This is a genomic window from Lewinella sp. 4G2 (assembly GCF_001625015.1).
Classification (GTDB): domain Bacteria; phylum Bacteroidota; class Bacteroidia; order Chitinophagales; family Saprospiraceae; genus Neolewinella.
In genome coordinates this window covers 2,992,598-3,018,261 of record NZ_LVWJ02000014.1, presented here as the reverse complement: position 1 = coordinate 3,018,261, position 25,664 = coordinate 2,992,598, and the positions used below count along the sequence as shown (strand labels likewise).

At 55.6% G+C, this 25,664-nt stretch carries 25 protein-coding genes; 7 read left to right on the top strand and 18 right to left on the bottom strand.

Features of this window, described 5'->3' with window-relative positions; translation table 11 throughout:
- Positions 1-23: 23 nt before the first annotated feature.
- Together A3850_RS12575 and A3850_RS12570 are read right to left on the bottom strand one after the other, a co-directional pair.
- Positions 24-1,748, bottom strand: a complete 1,725-nt coding sequence (locus A3850_RS12575) for a DEAD/DEAH box helicase (RefSeq protein ID WP_068216996.1) — start codon at positions 1,746-1,748, stop codon at positions 24-26.
- Positions 1,749-1,975: 227 nt separating this feature from the next.
- Positions 1,976-2,587, bottom strand: coding sequence for a Uma2 family endonuclease (locus A3850_RS12570; RefSeq protein ID WP_068216995.1), 612 nt, complete (start codon positions 2,585-2,587; stop codon positions 1,976-1,978).
- 140 nt (positions 2,588-2,727) lie between these two features.
- Between A3850_RS12570 and A3850_RS12565 the strand changes: the two genes are divergently transcribed.
- Both A3850_RS12565 and A3850_RS20020 read left to right on the top strand, forming a co-directional pair.
- Complete coding sequence (locus tag A3850_RS12565) at positions 2,728-4,257, top strand: aldehyde dehydrogenase family protein (protein WP_068216993.1); 1,530 nt, start codon at positions 2,728-2,730, stop codon at positions 4,255-4,257.
- Positions 4,258-4,434: 177 nt separating this feature from the next.
- Positions 4,435-5,223 carry an NINE protein gene (locus tag A3850_RS20020; RefSeq protein ID WP_068216991.1) on the top strand — a complete coding sequence of 263 codons (789 nt, stop codon included), beginning with the start codon at positions 4,435-4,437 and terminating at the stop codon, positions 5,221-5,223.
- A gap of 18 nt (positions 5,224-5,241) precedes the next feature.
- Here the strand turns inward: A3850_RS20020 and A3850_RS12555 are convergent, their stop codons facing one another.
- From A3850_RS12555 to fabD, 5 genes are all read right to left on the bottom strand, one after another.
- Positions 5,242-6,120, bottom strand: coding sequence for a carbon-nitrogen hydrolase (locus A3850_RS12555; protein ID WP_068216990.1), 879 nt, complete (start codon positions 6,118-6,120; stop codon positions 5,242-5,244).
- Between the two features lie 75 nt (positions 6,121-6,195).
- The gene (locus tag A3850_RS12550; RefSeq protein WP_068216988.1) at positions 6,196-6,675 is read right to left on the bottom strand and encodes an Lrp/AsnC family transcriptional regulator; all 480 of its coding nucleotides are present in this window, start codon (positions 6,673-6,675) and stop codon (positions 6,196-6,198) included.
- Positions 6,676-6,773: 98 nt separating this feature from the next.
- The gene (locus A3850_RS12545; RefSeq protein ID WP_068216986.1) at positions 6,774-8,195 is read right to left on the bottom strand and encodes a Glu/Leu/Phe/Val dehydrogenase; all 1,422 of its coding nucleotides are present in this window, start codon (positions 8,193-8,195) and stop codon (positions 6,774-6,776) included.
- Positions 8,188-8,436 carry a CcmD family protein gene (locus tag A3850_RS12540; protein WP_082921786.1) on the bottom strand — a complete coding sequence of 83 codons (249 nt, stop codon included), beginning with the start codon at positions 8,434-8,436 and terminating at the stop codon, positions 8,188-8,190. Before A3850_RS12540 ends, A3850_RS12545 begins: the two co-directional genes overlap by 8 nt.
- A gap of 96 nt (positions 8,437-8,532) precedes the next feature.
- Complete coding sequence (fabD, locus tag A3850_RS12535; protein WP_068216982.1) at positions 8,533-9,414, bottom strand: ACP S-malonyltransferase; 882 nt, start codon at positions 9,412-9,414, stop codon at positions 8,533-8,535.
- A gap of 107 nt (positions 9,415-9,521) precedes the next feature.
- Here fabD and A3850_RS12530 point away from each other — a divergent pair, with 107 nt between their 5' ends.
- From A3850_RS12530 to dnaA, 4 genes are all read left to right on the top strand, one after another.
- A complete protein-coding gene (locus A3850_RS12530; protein WP_068216981.1) occupies positions 9,522-9,920 on the top strand; it encodes a DUF423 domain-containing protein in 399 nt (132 codons plus the stop codon).
- Positions 9,913-10,689, top strand: coding sequence for a 5'-nucleotidase C-terminal domain-containing protein (locus tag A3850_RS12525; RefSeq protein ID WP_068216979.1), 777 nt, complete (start codon positions 9,913-9,915; stop codon positions 10,687-10,689). The genes A3850_RS12530 and A3850_RS12525 overlap by 8 nt, the downstream gene beginning before the upstream one ends.
- 52 nt (positions 10,690-10,741) lie before the next feature.
- Entirely contained in the window at positions 10,742-11,656 is a 915-nt protein-coding gene (locus tag A3850_RS12520) for a bifunctional UDP-sugar hydrolase/5'-nucleotidase (protein WP_068216977.1), read from the top strand.
- Positions 11,657-12,005: 349 nt separating this feature from the next.
- On the top strand, positions 12,006-13,448 hold the full coding sequence (gene dnaA, locus A3850_RS12515) for a chromosomal replication initiator protein DnaA (RefSeq protein ID WP_231915319.1): 1,443 nt from the start codon (positions 12,006-12,008) through the stop codon (positions 13,446-13,448).
- Positions 13,449-13,511: 63 nt separating this feature from the next.
- Here the strand turns inward: dnaA and A3850_RS12510 are convergent, their stop codons facing one another.
- The 5 genes from A3850_RS12510 to A3850_RS12490 all read right to left on the bottom strand — a co-directional run bounded on the left by A3850_RS12510 (position 13,512) and on the right by A3850_RS12490 (position 20,730).
- On the bottom strand, positions 13,512-14,585 hold the full coding sequence (locus A3850_RS12510; protein WP_068216974.1) for a nucleoside hydrolase: 1,074 nt from the start codon (positions 14,583-14,585) through the stop codon (positions 13,512-13,514).
- A gap of 88 nt (positions 14,586-14,673) precedes the next feature.
- Positions 14,674-15,573: a hypothetical protein gene (locus A3850_RS12505; protein WP_068216972.1), complete on the bottom strand. Its 900-nt coding sequence runs from the start codon at positions 15,571-15,573 to the stop codon at positions 14,674-14,676.
- Between the two features lie 11 nt (positions 15,574-15,584).
- Positions 15,585-15,827 carry a hypothetical protein gene (locus tag A3850_RS12500; RefSeq protein ID WP_157501111.1) on the bottom strand — a complete coding sequence of 81 codons (243 nt, stop codon included), beginning with the start codon at positions 15,825-15,827 and terminating at the stop codon, positions 15,585-15,587.
- Between the two features lie 131 nt (positions 15,828-15,958).
- Positions 15,959-19,459 (bottom strand): pyruvate carboxylase, encoded by a 3,501-nt coding sequence (locus A3850_RS12495; RefSeq protein WP_068216969.1) that lies wholly within the window; start codon positions 19,457-19,459, stop codon positions 15,959-15,961.
- Between the two features lie 146 nt (positions 19,460-19,605).
- On the bottom strand, positions 19,606-20,730 hold the full coding sequence (locus A3850_RS12490) for a glycosyltransferase family 4 protein (protein ID WP_068216967.1): 1,125 nt from the start codon (positions 20,728-20,730) through the stop codon (positions 19,606-19,608).
- Between the two features lie 127 nt (positions 20,731-20,857).
- Here A3850_RS12490 and A3850_RS12485 point away from each other — a divergent pair, with 127 nt between their 5' ends.
- Positions 20,858-21,625: a glycosyltransferase family 2 protein gene (locus A3850_RS12485; RefSeq protein ID WP_068216965.1), complete on the top strand. Its 768-nt coding sequence runs from the start codon at positions 20,858-20,860 to the stop codon at positions 21,623-21,625.
- On the opposite strand, the gene A3850_RS12480 is transcribed toward A3850_RS12485, so the two are convergent.
- From A3850_RS12480 to A3850_RS12455, 6 genes are all read right to left on the bottom strand, one after another.
- Positions 21,622-22,452 carry a glycosyltransferase family 2 protein gene (locus tag A3850_RS12480; protein WP_068216963.1) on the bottom strand — a complete coding sequence of 277 codons (831 nt, stop codon included), beginning with the start codon at positions 22,450-22,452 and terminating at the stop codon, positions 21,622-21,624. The genes A3850_RS12485 and A3850_RS12480 overlap by 4 nt on opposite strands.
- Positions 22,453-22,517: 65 nt before the next feature.
- Complete coding sequence (locus A3850_RS12475; RefSeq protein ID WP_068216961.1) at positions 22,518-23,189, bottom strand: GDSL-type esterase/lipase family protein; 672 nt, start codon at positions 23,187-23,189, stop codon at positions 22,518-22,520.
- 31 nt (positions 23,190-23,220) lie between these two features.
- A complete protein-coding gene (locus A3850_RS12470; protein WP_068216960.1) occupies positions 23,221-23,889 on the bottom strand; it encodes a DUF4159 domain-containing protein in 669 nt (222 codons plus the stop codon).
- Between the two features lie 5 nt (positions 23,890-23,894).
- On the bottom strand, positions 23,895-24,599 hold the full coding sequence (locus A3850_RS12465) for a 16S rRNA (uracil(1498)-N(3))-methyltransferase (RefSeq protein WP_068216959.1): 705 nt from the start codon (positions 24,597-24,599) through the stop codon (positions 23,895-23,897).
- An 18-nt stretch (positions 24,600-24,617) separates the two neighbouring features.
- Positions 24,618-24,878, bottom strand: a complete 261-nt coding sequence (locus tag A3850_RS12460; RefSeq protein ID WP_231915318.1) for a NifU family protein — start codon at positions 24,876-24,878, stop codon at positions 24,618-24,620.
- Positions 24,879-24,918: 40 nt separating this feature from the next.
- On the bottom strand, positions 24,919-25,662 hold the full coding sequence (locus A3850_RS12455; protein ID WP_068216957.1) for a response regulator transcription factor: 744 nt from the start codon (positions 25,660-25,662) through the stop codon (positions 24,919-24,921).
- Positions 25,663-25,664: the final 2 nt, after the last annotated feature.

Genomic DNA, 25,664 nt, shown 5'->3' with positions numbered 1-25,664 from the left:
AAGTCTGAATTTTACATCCTCCCCTACCCCTTGCGGTGCTTCTTTTTCTTAGCGCCGAACTTTGGCCGTGGCTTGAAATTACCCGGCCGGTACTGCTTCTTTTTCTTGCCGCCGTAGCCGCCCCGGTCGCCACCGTCTACGTTGGTGCCTCCTTCGAAGATACGTACGTTGAGGTCCTGGCCCTTGTCCTGTGCCCCTTCAAATGCAGCAACTACTTTGCGGGCCGCTTTGCTATCCACGCCGATGTAGGTCAGGTTATTCTGGATGTCGATCTTACCGAAGTTGATCTTCTTGCCGGGCAGGCGGCGGTTCATCATGCCGATGATCTGCGGCACGGTGTAGCCATTTTTGCGGCCAACGGCGATGGAAAGCGTGGTGTAGGATCCGGAACCGCGGTCCATTTTCTTCTTTTCCTGGGTATTGTCGGCTTTGATCTCACCCTGGCCAGTGAGCTGGCGGGAAAGTTCGTTGAGGCCGTAACCTAAGATCTTCTGAATCAGCTCCTCCCGTTCAATGCCTTCGAAGGAATCCATCACTTCGGGGAGGTAGGCCGCCACCTTGTCGTCCAACGTTGCGGCTTTGATCTTTTCTGCGAAGCGTAGGGCACGCATCTTGTACACTTCCTTCTGGGTAGGTACGGGGACCTGCTCAAAGGTGATGTTGCTGTACTTCTCGATGGCCCGGATGTGGCGCACTTCGCGGCCGGTGACAATGCTCATCGCGATGCCTTCCTTACCGGCGCGGCCCGTACGGCCGGAGCGGTGAACGTACACCTCGGGAGCATCCGGTAGGTTGTAGTTGATGACGTGGGTGAGGTCCTGCACATCGAGGCCGCGGGCGGCTACGTCCGTTGCCACGAGTAGTTGGATGCGGCGCTTGCGGAAGCGTTGCATGACGTCATCGCGCTGCGCCTGGCTCATGTCTCCGTGGAGGGCGTCGGCGGCGTGGCCGGCATACCGAAGGTCTTCGGCAACGCCATTCACTTCGCGGCGGGTGCGACAGAAGATCACGGCGTACATGTCCGGGTCCAGTTCCACCAGCAGGCGGAGGAGGGCGAAACGGCTGCTGCCCTTCACTTTGAAGTACTGGTGGACGACTTTGGATTCGCCGGCATCTTCGTGGCCCACGCTGATCTCGGCGGGGTCCGTCATGTAGTCCTTACTGATCTTGCGGGCCTCCTTCGGCATGGTGGCGCTGAAGAGCAAAGTTTGCTTGTCTTCGGGCGTGGCACCGAGGATGCTGTTCAGTTCTTCCTGAAAACCCATGTTGAGCATCTCGTCGGCCTCATCGAGGATGACGCGCTTCAAGTTTTCCAGCTTCAGCTTCTTGCGATTGATGAGGTCCAGCGTTCGACCTGGGGTTCCCACGATGATCTGGGATCCGGAACGGATTTCCCGGATCTGATGAGTGATCGGTGCGCCACCGTAGACGGCGGTGATCTTCACGTCCTTGCGATACTTGGCGAAGGTGTCGAGATCTCGCGCAATCTGCAGGCAGAGTTCCCGCGTTGGGCAAAGGATCAAGGCTTGCACGGCTTCAATGTCGGTGTCGATATCGTTGACGGTCGGCAGTCCGAAACCAGCGGTTTTTCCGGTACCGGTGCGGGCGAGGGCGACGAGGTCACGCTTGCCGTCGGCGAGAATGATGGGGATGGCTTCTGCTTGAACGGGCGTGGGGGTAGTGAAGCCGAGGTCGGCTACCGCGCGTTTGAGTTCGTCGCGGAGGTCACTTTCTTCGTAGGTGGTCATTACGGCCAGTTTGCAAACCCTCGCGTTCTATTGCGCTGTCGCGGGTGCGGGGTTCAGTGGAACGGGCGCGTGGTTTACCACTATGCTACTGGGGATACGTTTGCGGAAAGAGGTATCAATGTAAACCGGGTTGGCCCTGAAATTGGGTGCAAAGGTACGGTTTATTTGGTTGGCAGGTTAGTTGTTGGGCGATGGCCAAACTTTTGTTGGTAGCTATCGACTGAGAGTTAAAGCTTAATTAGCTCTTTTACGCTGACCCTACCGCAGAAAGGGCTTTCAAACTGCTCCTCTAGACCAAATCTACTTACTGAATTATACAGCCCCGATTTCAAGTCCGGTGACAAATGCACCTCAATCACATTCTCGACCAAATTGACGATCCAATATTCATTGACCCCGCTGTAAGCATACAGGTTGGTCTTTATCGTTCTGTCAAAACTCAACGTGGAATCTGAGACTTCGATTAATAAATCGATGTCATCGACTATTGGGTTGCCATCACGCTGCGCGTAGGATGCTCTGTTGATCAGAGCAAAATCAGGTTCTGGTTGAGAATTATGCGCAAGATTTACGGGATTTTGCACCCGGCAACGATGAGTTTTAAAATATTGGGGGGTAAAGAAGTCATTTAGGTCATCGATACAATCTCCATGCTTCTTTCCTACAGGCATAATTTCAACAAGTTGGCCAAAGATCAATTCGACCTTATCGTTTTCGTCCAGAAACCCCGCGTCTATTAAAGCAGTGTACCGTTCAAGCGTAATCTTGAATGGTTGGATGCCAAGTGCCCCAAGGTTAATATCCCGGGGAGCAACAGATTGCATTGGTAGTGCGGTCATAGGTTAAAGATAACGATTTGGGGTAACATTAGTTGCTCCTTAATCCCACACTTGGCACCTGCGTCAGCGCCCAAATCATCTTCAAAACAGTAGTTTAAATCCGTACCTTCGCCGCCCCTAACCAAGCTTAAACCAAGATCATGAACCAAGATTTTCTCCAGGAGCTCGGCCTCCGCGAAGACAACCATGGCACCAGCACCGGCCAGCAGGGCCACCACAACGAAGCCAAACACATCGTTTCTTTCAGCCCAGTTGATGGGCGGGAGATCGGGCGCGTAAGTGAGACGACGCGCGAGCAGTACGACGCCGTCGTCGCCCAAGCCCAAGTAGCCTTCAAACACTGGCGGACCGTACCCGCACCCCAGCGCGGCGAGATCGTACGTCAGTACGGAGAAGCCCTCCGAAAGCACAAGGACGCGCTCGGGAAACTCGTCTCCTACGAGATGGGAAAATCCCTTCAGGAAGGCCTAGGCGAGGTGCAGGAGATGATCGACATCTGTGACTTCGCAGTGGGCCTCAGCCGCCAACTCTACGGACTCACCATGCACTCTGAACGCCCCCTCCACCGGATGTACGAGCAGTGGCACCCCATGGGCATCGTCGGTATCATTTCGGCCTTCAACTTCCCCGTCGCCGTTTGGAGTTGGAACAGCATGATCGCCCTCGTTTGTGGTGACGTGACCATTTGGAAGCCCTCCGAAAAGACGCCACTCTGCGGCGTGGCCTGCCAGAATATCTGGGCGAAAGTGGCGGCGGATAATGACCTGCCCGAAGGCATTTCCAGCCTCATTAACGGTAATTACCAGGTTGGCGAATGGATGACCGAAGACAAGCGCCTCCCCCTCATTTCCGCCACCGGTTCAACGCGGATGGGTAAGATCGTCGCGGCTACCGTCGGAGCCCGCCTCGGTAAATCACTCCTCGAACTGGGGGGCAACAACGCCATCATCATCACCGAATCCGCCGATATGAACCTCGTGCTGACCGGTGCCCTATTCGGAGCCGTCGGCACCTGTGGCCAGCGCTGTACCTCTACCCGCCGACTGATCGTCCACGAATCGCGCTACGCGGAAGTTCGCGATAAACTCAAGACTGCCTACGGCCAACTCCGCATTGGCGACCCCCTGGATCAGAACAATCACGTCGGACCACTGATCGATAAGGATTCCGTCAACACATACCTCGAAGCCATCGAGAAGATCAAGGCGGAAGGCGGCAAGACCGTCGTTGAAGGCGGCGTCATCGAAGGCGAAGGTTACGAGAGTGGCTGCTACGTGAAACCGGCCTTTTTCGAGGTGACCAAGGAAAGCGCCATGCCACTCCACGAAACTTTTGCGCCAATCCTTTACATCATGCCCTACTCCACCCTGGAGGAGGCCATTGAGATCCAGAACAACGTTCCTCAGGGATTGAGCTCCGCCATCATGACGACCAGCATGCGCGACAGCGAACGCTTCCTTAGCGCAGCCGGCTCCGATTGCGGTATCGCCAACGTGAACATCGGTACCTCCGGTGCGGAAATTGGCGGCGCTTTCGGCGGAGAGAAGGAAACCGGCGGTGGCCGCGAATCCGGCTCCGACAGCTGGAAGGCATATATGCGCCGGCAAACTAATACGATCAACTACTCCACGGAACTACCACTGGCGCAGGGGATCAAGTTTGATCTGTAGGACGATCTAGAAATTACAAAATGGTACGGACGGCCAGGGCACCTCGCTCTGGCCGTTCTCTTTTAAAGGAAACGTAGGACCATTCGCGTACCCTCAGGACTGATTAGTTACACCCAGAGGTGCGCACGGGAAGCTTAGTACCGATTTCCTTACCTTCAAGCGTCTAAACCTACAACCATGAAATCGAAAATTGTAGCGGCCATCCTGGCTTGGTTCCTGGGCGCATTTGGCGGCCATAAGTTCTATCTGGGCCAGGTAGGTAGAGGGGTGCTGTACCTCGTTTTCTTCTGGACGTTTATCCCCGCCATCATCAGTTTCTTCGAAGCCATTATTCTACTGACGATGGATGACAGGAAATTCGACCGGCTGTACAACGGCGTGACCGACGGGGCAGGCGGTACTACGATCGTCGTCCAAAACTATGGTGCACAACCTACTGCTGCCTACAATCAGCAACCGCAAGCCTTTGCGGGTATTCCCGCCGATCGGGTCATCAGACAAGATAACAGTCAAGCCCACAAGGACCACTTCGAGGAAGAAGGTGACCGGCTCTACCGGGACTACGAAACACGGGAAGCCATCCCCTTGTACATGCGCTCTTTGGAAAACAGAAGTAATAACCCGAAGCTCCATTTTAAACTGGCCTGTATCCACAGCATGCACGAAGACACAGCTAAGGCACTTTCTCACTTAGAGAAAGCGATCAACCAGGGGTACGCAGATTTTCAACGGATCAACTCCCACGATCACCTATCCTTTTTGCGCTCCCAAAGCGCTTACCAGGTCTTCAAGGCAAACGGATACAAACAGCCGGACATTGAGGAGCAAATCATCGATGAGGTGGAAACGCCCCTACAGCTCAATGACGATTTTCTCGGCCAGTTGGAGCGCTTGGCCAAACTAAAAGAAGCCGGCATTTTAAGCCAGGAAGAATTTGCCGCTCAGAAAGAAAGGCTGCTGCGCTGATGGCAGTTCCCTCGATACTTAATCATTAAGGTACCGCTTGGTTAATCCCGCATAGCTATCAATCCGCCGATCCCGGAAGAAGGGCCAGATCCTTCGGACAGCTTCCGTGCGCCTGGGGTCAATCTCCACGACGGCCTCCGCCTGTTCGTTTTCTCCTAACTGGTGGAGGTACTCCCCCTGCGGCCCACACACGAAGCTGGATCCCCAAAACTGGATACCATCCGTTACCCCGCTGGGGTCGGCTTCAAAACCGGTGCGGTTTACGGAGATGACAGGTAGGCCATTGGCGACGGCGTGGCCCCGTTGGCTGATGAGCCAGGCATCCCGCTGGCGAGCTTTTTCTTCCGGTGTATCTCCCTTCTCGTAGCCGATGGCGGTTGGGTAAATAAGGACGTCCGCGCCGGCCATGGCGGTGAGGCGGGCGGCTTCGGGGAACCACTGGTCCCAGCAAACCAGGACGCCTAACTTCCCTACGCTGGTGGAGATGACACCAAATCCTTTGTCACCGGGCGTGAAGTAAAATTTCTCGTAGTAAGCCGGGTCGTCGGGGATGTGCATCTTCCGGTAAGTACCGGCGATGGAGCCATCTTTTTCGATGACCACGGCAGTGTTGTGATAGAGCCCGGGGGCACGCTTTTCAAAGAGGCTCGTTACGATGACGACGCCCAGCTCACTGGCTAACTTCCCAAAAAACTCAGTGCTTGGGCCGGGGATAGACTCCGCTCGGTCAAAGACGTCCACATCTTCCGTTTGGCAGAAGTAGCTGCCGGTGTGCAACTCCTGAAAGACGATCAGTTCCGCACCCATTTCCTGGCACCTGCGTGCAGCGCCCGCAGAATGAGTGATGTTACCCAAGCGACTACCGGTGTTCTTTTGCTGTACGATACCTACCCGCATGTGGACCTTGATTTGAACGGTGGCGGCTACCTAACGGGATGTAGCTCAGGTATTGCCCCACTAATGAGTTTTCTACTACTCCGTTTCGTACTCGTAAGGAAGCAGCTTGGAGTGCTTAACGGTAGACAGCGTCATCAGTGTTTTGAGTCGTTCGATCTCGTCGATCTGCTGAAGCGTCTTGAAGAGTAGGCGCTCGTAAGTGGGTATGTCTTTACAAACGATTTTGATCAGGAAATCGGCCTCGCCGGTGATGATGTGGCATTCCACAATCTCCTTGATGCTGTTGACCTGCTGCAGGAAGTTCTCCCGGGCCGCATCCTTTCGCCAATCCAGGGAGACGAGCACAAAGGTTTTGACCATGAGGCCAATGGAGGCTGGGTTCACCTGAGCGTGGTAGCTCTGGATGACACCATTGTTCTCTAATTTCTTGACGCGTTCCAGCGTCGGCGCTGGGCTGAGGCCAATCCGCTTGGAGAGTTCGAGGTTGGTAATTTTGCTGCTGTCCTGAAGAATTTTCAGAATGTGAAGGTCGATTTTATCGAGTCTGTCTGACATAGGTACAAATAAAAATTGTTGGGGCGGCGAAGATAGCCGCACCAACAATTATTTCAAAACAAGGCAGGAAAAAAGGATAAAATTTTACCCTCAATCCATTATGGCCAGATACCGAGAGCGATATAATCGCTGGATATCTTACTGATTGCGAGTGCAAAAGCCGCCGTCCGGAGGTCTTTGATCCCGTCATTATTCTTGTACAGCGTATAGATGCCACGGAAACCGGTGATCATTGTCTCTTCGAGGCCGGACCGGATCAAATCAATCTCGTCGGCACCGCGGGTGATCATCTCTCGATCCCGTTCACTGATGGTTTTTCCAGTAGTGGATTCGATCTGCTCTACGATCTTGGTGTAGACGCGTTCGTCGAAACGCTTCTCCAGCCGGCCAAAACGCATGTGGCTGAGGTTCTTCAACCATTCGAAATAGCTAACCGTAACACCACCCGCATTGAGGTAGATGTCTGGAATCACCACTACACCCCGTTCGGCGAGGATGGCCGCGCCGTCCGCCGTAACCGGTCCATTGGCCGCTTCGGCTACGATCTTGGCCTTGACGCTGGGTGCGTTGTTCTTATCAATCTGGTTTTCCAGGGCGGCGGGGACGAGAATATCACATTCAAATTCCATTACGGCGCGGCGCTTATCCTTACCGTAGACCTGGGCGCCGGGGAAGCTGAGGATGCTTCCGTGGTGCTCCCGGTGGCGCAGCAGCGCGTGGATATCGATACCCTCCGGATTGTAGATGGCACCTTCTACTTCACTCACGCCAATGATCTTCACGCCACCTTCATCCTGGCTGATCGTTGCGGTATGGGAACCCACGTTTCCGAGGCCCTGGATAACCATGGTCTTACCGGCAATTCCGAGGTTCAACCCCAGTTTTTCCATCAGGTCCGGCTGGTTACAGGCTTCGCGAATACCGTAGTAGACGCCACGACCGGTCGCCTCCGTACGGCCCCGGACGCCATTTTGGTTGACGGGCTTGCCGGTCACACAACCCGCAGCGTTGATGTCGTCGGGGTGGAAAGAACGGTAAGTATCGTAGATCCAGGCCATCTCGCGGGGGCCGGTTCCGTAATCAGGAGCGGGGACGTCCACTGCGGGGCCGATGAATTTGCGGCGGATCAATTCAGTAGTGTAACGGCGGGTGATTTTTTCCAGATCCGTATCGCTGTACTCCCAGGGGTTGATCTTGACACCACCCTTAGCACCGCCGAAGGGTACGTCGACAATGGCACACTTGTAGGACATCAGCGTAGCGAGTGCTACTACCTCATCCTGGTTCACGTGGTTGGAATAGCGGATACCACCCTTCGTCGGGCTACGGTGGTGGCTATGCTGGGCGCGGTAGGCCTCAATAACCTTGACGTCTCCGCCAATCTTGACCGGGAAGTGGATCTGGTAGACGCTGTTGCAGATCTTGATCTGTTTCAGCAGACCGTCATCGAGGCCCGTATGGGGCGCAGCCTGGTCAAAATAGCGGTTGACGCTATCCAAAAAGGAAACGTTGTTAGACATGATCGTTTATTTGGTTTTCTAAATCGGTCACCTTCCTATCGAGGGACCATAAGTAATAGGCTAAACCCAGGAATACGATCACGATCACGGCTACTACGACGTACAGTTTATTGATGCTCCGCAAAAAATCAGCCGGCGGGGCGGCCGAAGCCTGGGCAACCAGGGCGGAAACGGAGGTCATCAAAACACACGCGGTAAGCAGGGGGCGGATCATTCGCCGGGTGGTATTGGTTAGTTGCATAAAGGTATATTTCCCTACGATTGGAAGGGCACTTTAGGTCTGACGATTCGGAATAAATGTGAAATATTGACCTAACAAGACGAATTTGTGATGGCTCTACCCTAATTGTTCCACGTTTAGTGCCCGATCTACTTTTCGAATTAGGCCGGCAAGAATCTTTCCTTTACCTCCTACTTCCACGAAGTCAGTCAACCCGGCCGCTTGCATATTGGCCACGGTCTGCGTCCAACGTACGGGGCTCGTAAGTTGAGCGATCAGCTTTTCCTTAATCTGGTCAGGATCGGTAGATGGCTGGGCATCCACGTTCTGGTAGATCTCACAGGCAGGCGGACGGAACCGCGCCTCTTCGATGGCTGCTTTCAGGCGGTCCTGCGCTGGCTGCATCAATGGGCTGTGGAAGGCGCCACCGACTGGCAAGGCGACGACGCGGCGAGCACCGAGGTCCGTCAGGATCTTACTGGCTTTCTCTACGCCGGCGACGGAACCGGAAATGACGAGTTGGCCATTAGTATTATAATTGGCCGGCACTACTACCTCTTCGATGGCGGCGCAGGCTTCTTCGATCATGCTGTCATCCAATCCGAGGACGGCGGCCATGGTGCCTTCGGTAGCGTCCGTCGCTTCCTGCATCGCTTCGGCGCGTTCGGCCACCAGCCGGAGTGCAGATGGGAAGTCTAACGCGCCAGCAGCAACTAAGGCGGAGAACTCTCCCAAACTGTGGCCCGCCACGGCGGTGGGTTGCTCGATATCCGTTGCCACCAAGTAAGTAATGGCGGAGTGGGCAAAGATGGCGGGTTGAGTGATCCGGGTCTGCTTGAGTTCTTCGTCACTACCTTCAAACATCACTTTCGAGAGGGAGTATCCCAGCACCTCGTCGGCCTGGTGGAAGAGTTGCTTTGCCATGGGGCTAAGGTCGTACAGAGATTTTCCCATTCCACTGAACTGGGCGCCCTGGCCGGGGAATACGTATGCTTTCATAGTGGTCTTTTCTAAGTTGTAGGTACGGCGGCGAAGCTACTGCGGTTTGACGAAAGACTTACGCATCTCATCGTAGCACCGCCCGGCACCGACTGTATTTTTACCCAATGCAGAAATACATTCGCCTGTTCGCTGGGCTGGGCGCCCTCGCCGTTGCGTTGGGTGCTTTTGGGGCCCACGGGCTCAAGACCCTCGTCGGGCCGCAGGAGCTAGAGACTTTCGCCACCGGGGTGCGCTATCATTTTTATCATACAATGGCCATTGGGTTAGTTAGCGTGCTCACGCTGTCGCCTCTCCTTCGTCGGCCTTACCTGAAGTGGGCGACCTTGTTTTTCCTGGTGGGTATTTTGCTCTTCTCCGGGTCGCTGTACTTATTGGCGCTACAATCCGTCCATGGTATACCAACGGTATTTTTGGGCCCGGTCACCCCAATTGGCGGCGTCTTCTTCATTGCCGGTTGGGTTTGTCTATTTTTAGCCCCCAGCCAAAGCCCCGCCCATGAATAAGCTATTCACCTACCTGGCCGTTTCCGCCTGCCTGCTGAGTTGCAAGACGAGTTACGGTCCCGTCACCGTCAGCCCAAGTGTTTACAACATTAATGCAGATACTGGGGCGCTGCCGCAGGTGCCAGGTAATGGGGAGGGGACCACCAGCGAAAGCGTGGACGAAGTTGCAGGCCTGATCGCCCCCTACAAGGCCCAGCTGGACGCCAAGATGAATCGCGTCCTCGCCGAGATCGTCACTCCACTAAAGAAAGGAAGCCCCGAAAGCAACCTCGGCAACTGGATGGCGGATATCATGCAGGTGGCCGCTACGGAATACTACCCGGACCACCCCATCGCCTTCGCCGCCACGAACAGCGGCGGCCTCCGGGTAAGCGAGATCGGGGCCGGCCCCCTCATCGTATCCGAGATCTACGAATTGATGCCCTTCGACAATAAGTTGGTCGTCCTGCCCCTCACTGGCGTCCAGGTAAAGGAATTCATTAACCACATTGCTAACTCCGGCGGCTGGCCCGTTAGCGATGAACTGCGCGTCAATCGTTCCGGTGGCAAGTTGAACGTTAAGATCAAGGGCCGGGCGCTGGACCCCGCCGCGACCTACTACGTAGCGACCATCGATTACGTGGCCAACGGTGGCTCCAACTCCTCCATGCTCAAGGGAATCCCCCAAATTGAGACCGGCTACTTCCTCCGCGACGTCCTGATTGACTTTGCCGGCCGCTCCACTGCTCCCATCGACGTGAAGAGCACCGGGGAACGGATGAAGTTATAATGGCCTCAACGCTCCCGCCCACCTTCCTATTCATCAAGCCTCCCTTTTCCTTATGAACCGCAGATTCTTCATCCGCAAAGCAGCCGTCGGTGGTGGCCTGATGCTGGTCCCAACGCTCGCACAAAGCGCTACCCTCTTCCCAAAGGATGCCCCAAAACTCACTATCCTACACACCAACGATTGGCACAGCCGGATTGAGCCCTTCCCCGACGACGGCGGCCGCAACGCCAACCGCGGCGGTGCCATCCGGCGCATGCGGCTGATTGAAAGCGTCCGCGCCCAGGAGGACAACGTGATCCTGCTGGATAGCGGAGACATCTTTCAGGGCACGCCCTACTTCAACTTCTTCGCCGGCGAACTCGAGATGAAGCTGATGAGCAAGATGGGCTACGACGCCGCCACGATCGGCAACCACGATTTCGACGGCGGGATGGAAAACCTGGCGACTCAACTGCAGCATGCGGACTTTCCCATGCTATCGGCCAACTACGAGTTTGCGGGTACACCACTCGCCGGGCAGACCAAACCCTACACCATCATCGAGCGCGGGGATATCAAAGTGGGTGTCTTCGGCGTGGGGATCGAACTGGACGGGCTCGTTCCGGAAAAACTGTACGGTAACACCCAGTACCTGGAGCCCATCGCAATTGCCAACCGCACTGCAGGGATGCTCCGTAATAAGGAGCGGTGCGACGTCGTCGTTTGCTTGAGCCACCTTGGTTTCCGTTACCGCGGGGACAAGGTTGATGACATCAAACTCGCATCGGCAAGCAAAGACATCGACATCATCCTCGGTGGCCACACCCACACCTTCCTCAACGAGCCGGTGGAGGTGCCGAACGAACAAGGCATTCCCGTCGTCGTCAACCAGGTTGGATTCGGCGGTCTGAGAGTCGGCCGGCTGGATTTGACCTTTCCGGGTGGCCAGGCAAGGGCATGCGTAGCTTGTAGTAATCTGCGGGTATAAATACAGAAATTTCAACCTTCTGCTTACGTCAAACTGGCACAAAATCTGCCAGAATTTTGCGAAGGATTTTTCTTTTGAATTAACATTCATTTTACTTGGTGGGCTCACTGCTTTGTCCTCATATTTGTCGAGCGCCAACGGCACGTTTGCGCTGAAAAGCAACACTCAACTTTCAGTACTCGTCATTAGTAGACGGTCGATTACGCTCGAAGTTTCCGCCCCGGTTTCCACCACGATGGGCGTAAGGGATTTAGCCTTTCACAGAAGTTTCACTTACTGAATCAACAGCCTATTTTAACCAACCTGAGGGGGAGCAACGGCCCTACTCAGAACAACTCTCGCTGTGCTCTTGGGACAAAATATCATTCAACCACTGGATTCAAATACTGACCACAAAGGCCTATGGAGCCAATGCTTACAAACGATCAGCCAGACCGTTTCGGGCCAGGCATATGAAACCTGGTTTGCCCCTATTACTCCAGTCAAACTGGTAGGTAACGAACTGACCATCCAGGTTCCCCACCGGCTGTTTTACGAGTGGCTCGAAGAGCACTACGTTGAGGTACTCAAGACCAGCCTGAATACGGCCCTCGGCGAGCCCGGGCGCCTGCAGTACCGCATCAACCCCGTCAAGAATAAGGTGCGCCCTACCCTCCCTCAGAAGCAGGGGAAAGTCACCGAGCAAGTTCCGCTGACGCACGAGAATATGCCGGGCAATCCCTTCGTCATCCCCGGGGTAGCACGGCCGCGGATCCCCAGCAACCTCAACAAAGGCTTCACCTTCAAAAACTTCGTGGAGGGCGACTGCAACAGCCTCGCCCGCAACGCCGCCAAAGCGGTAGCCGACAACCCTACCCAGACGGCCTTTAACCCACTGGTCATCCACGGAAAGAGTGGCCTTGGTAAGACGCACCTGCTCCACGCCATCGGCAACTACGTCAACGAAAAGTACCCGGATAAGGCCGTGCTCTTCGTCGGTGCCGATACCTTCACCCAGCACCTGATCGACTCCATCGCGTCGAACTCCACCAATGACCTTCTGAATTGGTACCAGAACGTGGACATTCTGCTCGTGGACGATATCCAGCAGCTCGTCAACCGGAAGAAAACCCAGGATATTTTCTTCAACCTCTTCAACGTCCTCCGCCAGAATAATAAGGCGATCGTGATGACCTGTGACCGGCCCATCATCGAGTTGGACATCGAAGAGCGCTTACGCAGTCGCTTCCAGTGGGGTTTGAGTGCCGACCTTTCGGAGCCCGCTTTGGAAACCCGGATGGCCATCCTTACCTCCAAGGCCCACACGAACAACGTGGAACTACCCACCGAGGTAGCCGAGTTCATTTGCTTCCACATTAAGAACAACATCCGCCAGCTGGAGGGCATCCTTCACACCATGGTCATGAAGAAGGGCGTCGCCGGTAAGGAGAAGCTCGACATCGACCTGGCCAAAGAGGTGCTACGGAGTTTCGTCTCCGACATCAACCGGGAGGTCACACCGGAAGTCATACAGAAGGCTGTCGCCGACCACTTCAACCTGGACGTGGAGAAGATCAAGAGTACCACTCGCCGCCGCCAGGTTGTTCTCGCCCGCCAGATCAGTATGTTCCTCGTCAAGCAACACACCGATAACAGCCTGAAGAAGATCGGACAGCTCTTCGGCAATCGCGACCATTCCACCGTCATCTACTCACTCCGCGCCGTCGAAGACTTGGTAGATACAAACGACGAAGTCCGCCGCGCCCTTGCTGAATTGGAGCGGAAGATTCGCATCGGTAAAGGGGAAGGATAAGATTTTTCCTCCAGGATTCGTCCAATAATCTGGCACCGTTCCTTACAGAATGAAAACCGAGCATCAATATTTCGGGTTCCTCACGAGCAGTGGTTGGATCACTTCGTCAGCGTAGCGCTTGGGGTTCATTTTCGGTTTCAGAAATCGGTGCGGGCCGTCTGGTTCAGCTACCCAAGTCGTTAACTCGGCATCGTCGAAAGCCACACTTCCTTCGTCTACGACGGTGAAATAATCCTCTGTCCCGGTTACGGCGACCTGCACGGTGATGATATCCCAAATGGACCATTCGGGAATGGTATCGCTCGGTGCAAGTCCCGACCATTCCGGTGGGTGCTGGAAAAAATAGCCGTAGCCCGACCGCATTAGGTGGTCCTCAGGCAAATCGTTGATGGCCGTTCCCGTACCGTAGCCATCCTCCCGGTTCCCAATGATTCCCCCGTTCAGGGTGATGGGGCGTGGGCAGTTTTCGATGACGTATTTCGCAACACCGGGGCCACTCCATTTGAAGTTGGCCTCAGCCTTGCCCGTACGGACGTAGTTACCCCCCATGATGTAGAACGCCTTCACTTTCGCGGCAATCAGGTCCATCCCACTCATTGGAGAGATGGAATCCGGAGGGGACTCCATCAGTTCGTAAACATTATTTACGCGGCCCGTCACCACGATGGTCAGGCTGGTATCGGCTGCCGCCGCAAGCAATTCCCGGTACAGTGGTGTCGCGCCGGGTGCCGACGCATACTTCAGGTCACGTGGGAATTTTTCACCCAGCCACCAAGTGTATTCTTCCTTACTGTACGGGCCATCCACGTACTTACCCACGGGCGTATCTCCCCTTCCGAAGTAAGTATTGATCGCATCAATTCCTTCCACGTGGTGCTCCATTGACCAAGACGACATCACCGCCGCGATCTCACACAAGCCAGAATCGGCGTAGACGTGCAGGGCATAAAGCGCCCCGAGATCATCGATATCACCGCCGATGTCAGTGTCAAAAATGATCCTTGGTACCGCGGGTTTTTCGCTAGTGGAGTCCACGTCAGTTGCATCATCCGCTCCCTCAATATTCTGGGCGCTGTCGCAGGTGCACAGGAAGAGAGCAAGCAGTAAGTAGGTGAAGTAGGGCAAGGACTTCTTCATGGGGCGAATTGATTAGTATGCAAAAGGGATCTTAGAACGTAAGCTCGATCGTCAGGTGAAAGTCCGCTTTTAACCAGGGATGAGAGGATCATTTTCCATCCCCCAAATCACTCGGAGAGGTCGGTCCTTCGTTTGCGCCCGGTCCCTTCTCCGGTCCTTGTCCGGCACCTGCGGCAGCGCCCGCTGCTTTTTGAACGATGAGCGAATCGGTCGCCGGAGCGGAGGTCTCCTTGAGCGTATTGTAGATGATGTTGAGGTTCTTGATCTCCCCGAATGGAATGACGAAGTAGGCGCCCGGCAAGGCGTAGTAGCGGTCGTCAAAATCCTTCGTTCGGTAGCTGGGGTAATCGGCGGGGAGGCTGACGGTCATGCTGTCGAGTTGCAGATCATCCTTCAACTCCCGGCGGAAAGCATTGCTGAGGAAGATGCGGTCAATACCTTGGTCTTTATTCAGTGAGTAGTTCTCCAGCACCCCGGTGTACAGCACGTCGCCGGCCGAGCTGGAACAAACGACGTCCACCTGGATGAACTCAATCTGCTCGCGTTCCGCCTTCGGGAGTGCGTGGCCGGAGAAGAATTTGTCCCAATCGTTGTAGATGCGGAGCAGCTTGTATCGTTCGTCCCACCCGAGTCGGACGACTAATTGCTGGAAACCAATCGCCAGCGCTCCGGCCAGAATGCAGAGCGTAAGGATGTACCCGACGAAAAATGGGTAGCCCTCATCAATCAACGCGAAGTCGATCGCGCTGCTGTTGGTCAGCAACAGGTAGATCTGCCGCAGATTGATGTCCCAGCCCAACAGATGCTCCGCAACCAAACGGCCGAAGAGGTGAAGCAATAAAGATGGAATCAGAATGAAGACCGCTTCGCTGAGAAGACTGAGATCGATGGTCTTCCGCAGCGCGTCGCTCCGGATGTAGAGGTAGCGAAAGACGATGCCGGGCAGCAAAAGAATGGCTACGAGCAACGCGCCAATGGCCAAACTCATAGCCTAACAATTTATGCGTCCAGCTTATTCTTGGTGAGTTGGTTGCTGGTGGGAACGGCGCTGATCTGCCGCTCACCGAGGGACACGACTTCATACTTCTTGCCGGCAATCTCAAAGATGCGATCCACCCACGAGCGCCGCCGACCGGCAATGCTGGACTTGATGACCTTCTGCCCGGCGTCCGGGCTGGTCTTCTTCAGTTCTTTAAAGCGCTTCGACTGTGGAGCATCCATGGCAATGAAATATGTTTCCAAATATAGGGGTAAAACACGGTGCTCACCCGTTTAGTTTGGGTGCCCCACCGGGCAAGCCACAATCGGAAAGCCCACCTAACGGCCAGAGACGCAGGTGGGCTTCGCGATTACTCATCGGATCGGCTAGTGGGTTACCCAACGGTCACGACGAGATCATCCGTCTCCACCAGGGTCTTCTCCTTGAGGGAAACGGCCTGCACCTCCCCGTCAATTGGGCTCGTGATGGTTGATTCCATCTTCATCGCTTCGATGACGAAAAGCGGATCACCGGCCTCCACCTTATCACCAACCTTGACGAGGATGCGGCTGAGATTACCCATGAGCGGGCTACCGACCTGGCCTACCCCAACGGCCTTTTGGTTTTTGACGATCTTCAGATTGAGGGTACGGTCCTGAATGGTGATCGACCGCGTCTGGCCGTTAAGGCTGAAGAACACCAGGCGGTTACCCTGGGCGTCCGCCTCCGTCATGTTGAGGTACTTGACCGTAATGGTCTTACCCGCACTAAGCCGGACCAGCACCTCCTCGTTGGGCTGCAGCCCGTAAAAGAAAGCGGTAGTTGGCAGGTTGGCCACCTGGCCGAATTCTTCGTCGTGAGCGTAGAAGTCGGCGTAGACTTTCGGGTATAGCAGGTAGGCCAGCAAACCTTTCGTGGTTGGCTTGGCACCAAATTTCTCCTCGTATTCCTTTTCCGCTTCCTCCCAGTTGATGGGTTCCAGATGGGAGTTGGGTCGATTCGTGTAGGGCTTTTCATCCTTCAGGACGATGCGCTGTACCTGCTCGTTAAAGCCACCCTCGATTTGGCCGAGGTCACCCCGCATTAGGTTTTTGACGCTGTCGGGAAAGTCCAACTTATCACCGCGTTGGAGGATGTCCTCCGCCGTCAGGTCATTGCTGGTCATGAACATGGCCATGTCGCCGACGACCTTGCTGGAGGGCGTCACCTTCACGAGATTACCGAAAAGCTCATTGGCCGCTGCGTAGTTCTCCCGGATGGTTGGGAACTGGTCCTCCAAACCCAATCCACGTGCCTGCGGGCGCAGGTTGGAGTACTGGCCACCGGGAATTTCTGTATCGTAGATCGTGGCCGTACCCGCCCGGAGTTCCGTCTCGAAGGGATAGTAGTAACTCCGGACGTTCTCCCAGTAGTCCGCGTACTCGTTGAGGAGCTTGAGGTCTACCTTATTTTCCCGTTCGTGCCCTTCCATCATGGCGGCAATGCTGTTGTACCCGGGTTGGGAGGTAAGGCCTGAAAGACTGTTGATCGCAACGTCCACCACGTCGACGCCAGCCTCGATGGCACGTAGGTATGTAGCACTTTGGATGCCCGAAGTATCGTGAGTGTGGAGGTGAATCGGCAGCTTCGTCGTAGCCTTTAAACCCTGGATAAGCTCTTCCGCGGCGAGCGGTTTCAGCAGGCCGGCCATATCCTTGATGCAGAGGATGTGCGCACCGGCGTCTTCTAAACGCTTAGCTAGCTTAAGGTAGTAGTCCAGCGTAAACTTCGTCTTGCCCGGATTGGTGATGTCACCCGTGTAGCAAATACAGGCCTCGGCGAGGGAGCTGGTATTCTCCCGAACCGTCCGGATCGAGGTCTCCATATTTTCGATCCAGTTGAGGGAATCGAAGATGCGGAAGAGATCGATACCACCGGTGTAGCCGTTCACCTTTCCATCCTCATCGAAGGTCTCAAAACCTTGAGCAGCTTCCTCGATGAACTTGATGATCAGGTTATCCGGGTAAGCCTTGTACCCTACCCCATTGCTACCGCGCAGCAGCATTTGGAGGATGGTATTCGGCATGGCCGTCCGCAACTTGCGGAGGCGGCGCCAGGGGTCGGCCTTCAGGAAGCGCATCGCGACGTCAAAGGTCGCGCCACCCCAAACCTCCATACTGAAGAGATCGCCGGGCTGGTTCATGGCGTAGGAGCGAGCCACCTTCAGCATATCCGTCATCCGCATGCGCGTCGCCAGCAGGGATTGGTGGGCATCCCGGAAGGTCGTATCGGTGTAGTAGATCTTTTTTTCGTCGCGGAGCCAGTCCACGAAACCTTCCCGCCCCAGGTCGAGGAGGCGGTCCCGGTTTCCCTTCGGCATTTCGGCGTACTGGTCAAATTGGGGAACGACCGGCTTGAGAAAGGTGCGGTCCTTGTCGTAGGCCTTCACGTCCGGGTTTCCGTTGACGATCGTATTGGCCAGATAGGAAAGCAGTTTGGTACCGCGGTCGCGGAAGTTGCGGGTTTCCAGCAGTTCGGGGTGGTCCGGAATGAAGCGGACGGTCGCTTTCCCCTGCTGGAAGTCATCGTTTTCGAGCAGGTTGAGGAGGAATCCGATGTTGGTTTTTACCCCACGTACCCGGAACTCACGCAGCGCCCGGTGGAGGCGGTCAGCTGCTCCGGCCAACGTCCGGCCCGAGCCAGTCACTTTTACGAGGAGTGAATCGAAGTAGGGACTGATGACCGCGCCCGGGAAGGCCGAACCGGCGTCGAGCCGGATGCCCATTCCTGATGCAGACCGGTAGGCGATCAAGGTGCCGTAGTCCGGTTTGAAGCTGTTGGCGGGGTCCTCGGTCGTGACCCGACACTGAACGGCGTATCCGTTCACAACGATATCGTCTTGACTGCGGATGAAGATTGTCGGGTGGTCCAGCGGGTAGCCCATCGTGACGAGCATCTGGGTGCGGACCAGATCAATCCCGGTTATTTCCTCCGTGATCGTATGCTCCACCTGGATGCGGGGGTTCACCTCAATAAAGTAGATCGACTCGTCGTGGTCCACCAAAAATTCTACGGTACCCGCGCAGTAGTACCCGACCTCCTTTCCGAGGCGGAGGGCGTACTCGTACAGCTTATCCTTCGTCTCCTGTTTGAGGTTCGGGGCGGGTGCAATCTCTACTACCTTCTGGAAGCGGCGTTGCACGGAGCAATCCCGTTCGTGCAGGTGGACGAGATTACCGTGGTGATCTCCCAGCAATTGCACCTCGATGTGGCGGGGATTTTCGATGAACTTTTCCAGGAAGATCGTGCCGTCACCAAAAGCTTTCTCCGCTTCGCTGGCGGCATCGACAACCTGGATCCGCAGGTCTTCTTCGTTGCGCACGACGCGCATCCCACGCCCGCCACCGCCGGAGGCTGCTTTGACGATTACCGGGTAGCCGATGCGCTTAGCTTCAGCGGCGGCCGTTTCCGGGTCCGAAATGTCCTTGTCGCTATCCTGGATCAGGGGCACCCCGACTTTGCGAGCGAGTTCTTTGGCGGCGACTTTGTCACCCAGCTGGTCCATACTTTCCGGAGAAGGGCCGACGAAGGCGATTCCGGCATCGCGGCAGGCGCGGGCAAAGTCCGTATTTTCCGAAAGGAACCCGTAGCCGGGGTGGATTGCGTCCACCTTCTTTTCCACCGCGAGCTTAATGATTCCCTGGATGTCAATGTAGGGTCGTAGCGGGTCATCGTCGGCGCCGACCTGATAGCTTTCGTCGGCTTTGTAACGGTGCAGGCTGTACCGATCTTCGTAGGTGTAGATCGCTACAGTCCTCAGTTTCAGTTCGCTGGCGGCGCGCAGGATCCGGATGGCAATTTCGCCACGGTTGGCAACGAGGATCTTATTAAATCGCTTAGTGATGGGTGCGCTCATGGGTTGGAATGTGTGGCTGGCAAGATAACCTACCGGCAGCCAATTCCGAACCTTAGTTTAGCGATTAAACAAAAGGAAATACAATTCCTAAACTGGCGGCCAATTTCCCCAACCTGGCTACCCCATTCCTGCAGGCCAAGATTCTATCACTCGTTCCCTTGCCTACCCAACAATTTACCGTAGGCGTTGTGCAAGTCTTGCGTCGTTTTCACCGCTCCGTAATGCTTCGCCATGTACTCCTTTGCTCCTTCACCGAGGCGCTGCCGCAGGTGCGGAGTAAGGACCAATTCCTCCACCGCGGCGGAAAGGGCGACAGGATCTTTTGGGGGGATGACCAACGCCGTTTCGTGGTCCACTGCCAGGCCCTTGTTTCCACCGATGTCCGTCATAATGGTAGGGCGGCCGAGAAACATGGATTCCAGCAATACTTTACTCAGACCCTCTCCCTTCACGCTGGCCAGCAGGCTGATGTCGGCCGCAGCTATCAGGTTGAGTACGTCCGTGCGAAAACCAGAGAAGGTATAGGCGTCAGCGTAGTGACTAGCCTTTAGGTCACTTTGAAAGTCCGGCGTCTGCAGGCCACGGCCGGCAAAGAGGAAGTGCAGACCCAAGTCCTCGGGCAGTGACTTGATGGCGGCTCCCAGATAGTTCATCCCCTTCATCCGCCGGGCGTTAGCTACCATAATGAGGACGGTCTTTTCCGCCGGGATGCCAAATTCCTGCTGGAGATCGGTGGGGACGACGTTCGCGTACCATTGTGGTTCGTGGCCCTTTCCCACCACGGCTAACTTCTTAGGATCGAAAAACGGCTTTCCCGGAAAGCTATCCGCCACGGCTTGGCTGACGCAGGTGACCATATCCACCCTTGGGTTGAGGTGGCCCAGGTAGGCCGTGGGATCCCAGGCGTGGATGTTACCGGTGTAGCCCCGGTAGGTAACCACCTTCCCCGGCCACCCGGAGGCTGCCCGGATCCCGGAGACAACGCTTACGTTGTTGAACAGGTGGAGAATATCGTAGTGATTGGCAGCCAGTTCATCGGCAATCCTACGGGAGTCGTCCCGTGACCATTTACTGCTCGGATGCCAATCAATGATGCGGACGCCGACGGCTTCCATCTCATCTAAATAAGACGCTTCTTCCCGTGGCGTCATGATCGTGACGGAGTAGCCGTGGTCCCGCACCAAGCCCAGGAACCAGCGCCCCTCGGGCCGGACGGTATTCAGGGTTTCTCGGTAGGAACTGATCACGAGAATGGAGGGTTGCTGCGCCATGCGCCAAAGGTACAACGGCAGGCAACTTGGCCGACGCTTTACGCAAGGTCCGCCTCAGCGCTCTTGATACCCGAAACGAGGCGTTTTAGGTATATCTTCGCCGTTCCCCCACCAAGCCCGCCGCCCTTTGGAAAAGATCAGTGTCGTCATCATCACCCTAAACGAGGAGGCTAATCTACCCCGCTGCCTGGAAAGCGTAGCCGGGCTGGCCGACGAAGTACTGGTCGTAGATAGCCTCTCCACCGACGATACGGTTGCCATCGCGGAGGCCGCCGGGGCCAAGGTCATTAGCCAACCCTTTCTGGGCCACCGGGAACAAAAGGCCTTTGCCATCGCGGTGGCAAGGAATGAGTACGTCCTCTCCATCGATGCCGACGAGGCCCTCTCCGATGAACTCCGCGAAAGCATCCGTTCCGTACTTGACAACTGGACGCACGACTGCTACTTCATGAACCGCCTCAATCGCTTCATGGGGGCCTGGATCCGCCACGGTGGTTGGTACCCGGACCGTAAGATGCGACTCTTCGACCGGCGGAAGTACGTACTCGGTGGCATCAACCCCCACGATAGTTTTGACCCGGTGGAGGGTGCCACGAGCACTCAACTGCAGGGTGACCTGCTCCACTACACCGACGAAGGCTTTCACGACCGGTACAACCGACTCAATAAGCACAGCACCATTGCCGCCAAGGCCTATTACGAGCGGGGCAAGCGGGGCAACCTGGCCCGCCTCATTACCAAACCCCCGGCCCGATTCGTCAGTAAGTACCTCTTTAAATTGGGCTTTCTGGACGGCCTGCCCGGCTACTTTATCGCCCGTACGGACGCCCATTACGTATTCATGCGGGAAGCCAAACTACGCGCCCATTCCGGTGAAAAAGGGGGCGGCAACTAAGTAAGACGCTCAAGACCAAAGTCGGTCTGCGTCCGGCCCGTTTGACGGGTCTCCTTACGAATCGCTTCGTTCTTAGCGATCATTTCCGGGGTGACGTAGCCACGCTCGTGGTGGAGGTGTAAACAGATCGCACTGTACCGGATCTGTTTTCCGCGGATGCCCGCATTTTCCAATCTTTCCCCCAGTTCCCGATCCTCGCCACCGTACTGCATACGTTCGTCGAATCCGTTAGCCGCGAGGATATCTTTTGCCCAGCCGGAGCTGTTCATCCCGTTCCAGGTGGCTCCGGTGGGGGTAATTCGGTTCAATACGCTCGCTTTCGTCGGTCCGCTCGTCAGCTTGTTGGTTTTGAATGAATTGGGCAATCCCTGTTTACGCAGCCAGCCCACGTCGAAACATTGCTGAGTAGTAATGTGCTCGCGAGCGATACTTTCCGAAATGGCTTTCGGCAACTTGAAGTAGCCACCGGACAGGAAGCGGCCGGGCTCCCGCCGGTCTACGTGTTGCCGTAGAAAATCCGCCCGGGGGATACAGTCTCCGTCCGTAAAAACAAAGTAGCCACCCCTTGCGTGGCGGATGGCCTCGTTCAGAATGACTGTCTTGCGAAAGCCATCATCCTCGTGCCACACGTGAGAAAGGGAATATGGGAGTTCGGCTCGCATCCGTTCGATCAGCTTCGCGGTGCGGTCGTCCGAACCGTCGTCAGCAACGACTACTTCAAAGTCTTGGAACTCCTGGGTCGCGTAGCCCCACAGCGTTTTCTCCAACCAGGCGGGTTGCTGGTAGGTGCTGACGATTACGGACACGTCCGGTTTATTCCCGGGCATACGAAGGGAGATTCTGAATGGGTAGTTGTTCCCTTACCGGGGGTGACTCCAATAAGTTTGCATACTTATTTGATGGCATCCATCAAGGTAGCACCCATCACTTGGTAACCCTTTGGCGTTGGGTGTACGCCATCTTCGGCGAGTTCTGCGTCCATTCCGTCTTCATCATTCCTGAGAGCGGCGTGGTAGTCGACGACGCCAACGCCCTTATCCTTTGCAAGTTGGAGCAGTTGCTTGTTCAGGCTCACGATCATTGCAGAACGGTTACCCAATTCCTTACGCCAGTTGAAGGTGGTGGATGGCACCACGGTTGCGATGAATACCTTAATGTCATTAGCCATCGCGATGTCCACCATCGAGGCGATGTTGTTGACGGTCTGCTCTTCGCTGTAGGGGCCGGTGTTCTCCGCCACGTCATTAGTACCAATGTGGATGACGACCGCTTCGGGCTTGAGTTCCACAACGTCGGCGCGGAAACGCAACAGGAGTTGGGTGGAGGTTTGGCCACTGATGCCACGGCCAATTAGGCCATTCTCCTTAAAGAACTTTGGGTCTTGCGTGGCCCAGAAATCCGTAATGGAATTACCGAGCAACACGATACCGTTTTGCTTGCCCATAATCTCCTTATTCGCATCCGCGTACCGCGCAAAATTGGCAAAATCAGCAGCGGAGCCGACCTGAGCTTTAGTTGTTCCGGAAAAAATCATGGCAAAACTGAAGAGGAGTAATGTTCTCATAATTCGTTGGTGGCTTTAACTTTTAGGTGGGTTACTGTTCGAAGGCGTACTGGATCACGTTGGCGCCCATCCGCAGGGCCGCCGCCCGAATCTCCGGTGGGTCGTTGTGGACGGATTCATCCTCCCAACCATCGCCAAGGTCACACTGGAAGGTGTAGTACACCACGAGGCGGTCTTCGTGGAAAATCCCGTAGCCCTGCGGCGGGCCGCCGTCGTGCTCGTGGATCTTCGGCAGGCCATTCGTGAACTCAAAGGTCTGGTTGTAGATGGGGTGGTTAAAAGGGACCTCGACCAGTTTGGTTTCCGGGAAAACCTGTTCGAGGGCTACCCGCACGTAGGGGTCCATTCCGTAGTTATCGTCGATGTGTAGAAAACCGCCACCGATTAGGTAGTTACGCAGATTCTCCGCTTCCGAGGCATTGAAAACGACGTTTCCGTGGCCCGTCATGTGGACCCAGGGGTAGTTGTACAGCTCCGCGCTGCCGACTTCCACCGTGCCGTAATCAAGATCCAAATTAGTCCCGAGTTGGTCGTTACAGAAGGCCGCCAAGTTGGGCAGAGCCGTAGGGTTAGAGTACCAGTCCCCTCCCCCATTGTATTTAAGTAGCCCGAGGCGCAGTTGAGCAGCGGGTGTAGTCATCGCGGAAGCCAATAGGGCCACGGCAAATAGTCCGGAAAAAACGATAGTCAACTTTTTCATGCAGATCACCAATTTAGTTGGTTGATGGTATGGACGGATGCAATGGCAGCCGTCTCGGTCCGTAATCGCTTCGGGCCTAAACTTACGAATTCGAAGCCGTTGGATTTTGCCCGTTCGGCTTCGGCGGGGCTGAAGCCACCTTCGGGGCCGATCGCCACAGTAACGCTTCCATTCGCCGCGGCGGTATGGTGGAGCAAGGGAGATCCTCCCGTTCCCAGGTAAGCTAGATACCGTTGGCCGTCTTTCTCCACCTGGCTAACGGCTTCAGTGAAAGTTGAGGGTTCACTCAATACCGGTTTCCAGGCGCTGAGGGATTGTTTCATGGCGGATTCTAAAATCCGCTCAAGGCGGTCAGTCCGTAGTCTTTTTCGTTCGGAGTGTTCTGAGTAGAAAGGTTGGATGCGATCGATTCCCAGTTCCGTCGCCTTCTCGAGGATCCATTCGAAGCGGTCGATGCTTTTGGTGGGGGCCACCATCAATGTCAAGTGATGGCTCGCGCGTTCGGCTTCATGTTTGAGCAATAGAGCGTCAAGCAGACACTCTCTTTTGGTAATGGAGGTAACGGTAGCCCGGTACCATGACCCCTGACCGTCGACCACATTCAATTCGTCGCCAACTTTTTTCCTCAGGACCCGGAAGGCATGGGCAGCCTCTTCGTCGCGCAATTGGTGCGTGCCCTCGGTGATGCTTGGGTCATAAAATAACTGCATGGTCGGCGCTGAACTTGCTTAGTTGACGGCGACTACGCCGGCGATTTCAGGAAGGCGGCGCTTGAGCGTTTCCTCAACCCCGGCCTTCATCGTCATGGCGGTCATGGAGCAACCGTTGCAGGCGCCGAGCCACTTGATTTCGACGATCTTGCCGTCAGAAATATTAACGACTTCAATGTTTCCACCGTCGATGGCCAGGTGGGGGCGCACTTCGTCGAGGGCGCTATCCACTTTGGAGATCCAGTCCTGTTTTTCGTCGGGGGTCATAGTTACTGTCATGGTGACAAAGGTAACGATAAATGGCCCCGGCTAGTTGAGCCTATTCAACGACAAAGCGGTAGCCGACGCCGCGCAGCGTCAGGATGCGCACCTTCGGGTCGGCTTCCAGGAGAGCCCGCAATTTTCGAACGTAAACGTCCAGGTTACGGGAGTTGAAAAAGCCGTCGTCATGCCACAATTCCAGCAGGATTTTTTTCCGCTCAATTACCTCTTCTCCGTGCGACTGCAGAAATAAGCGAAGCAGTTCCGCTTCACGGTGGCTTAGGGAAGTCACCCGTGGTTCTTCCCCTACCAGCGTTAGCCGCAGGTTGGAGTAATCAAGGATGAAATTCCCAAATTCATAGATTTCTCCGGTCACTCGTACCCCAACATTGGGCGCTGCCGCGGGTGCGGAGTTAGTGGGTGAACCCGGTCCGGAACCTTCCGCCAAATTGATGAGGTTCTCCATGCGAACGAGGAGTTCCTCCATGCTGAAGGGTTTCCGGACGTAGTCATTGCCCCCAGCTTCAAAACCCGCCAGGGCGTCCTTCGCCTGTACTCTGGCGGTAAGAAAGAGGATGGGTAATCGCGGGAAGGAGGCCCGGATTCGTCTCCCAATGGAAAAGCCATCTTCGCCGGGAAGCTGAACGTCCAGCAGCGCGATGTCGTAGTTGCCCGCCTGCAGGATGCCATCCTTACCGGCCTCCGCATCCGTGTACCAATCAATGTCGAGCCCCCTACTTTCGAGGGATTCCTTGACGATGCGGGCGAGAAGGGGTTCATCTTCGACGTACAGCACTTTCATGG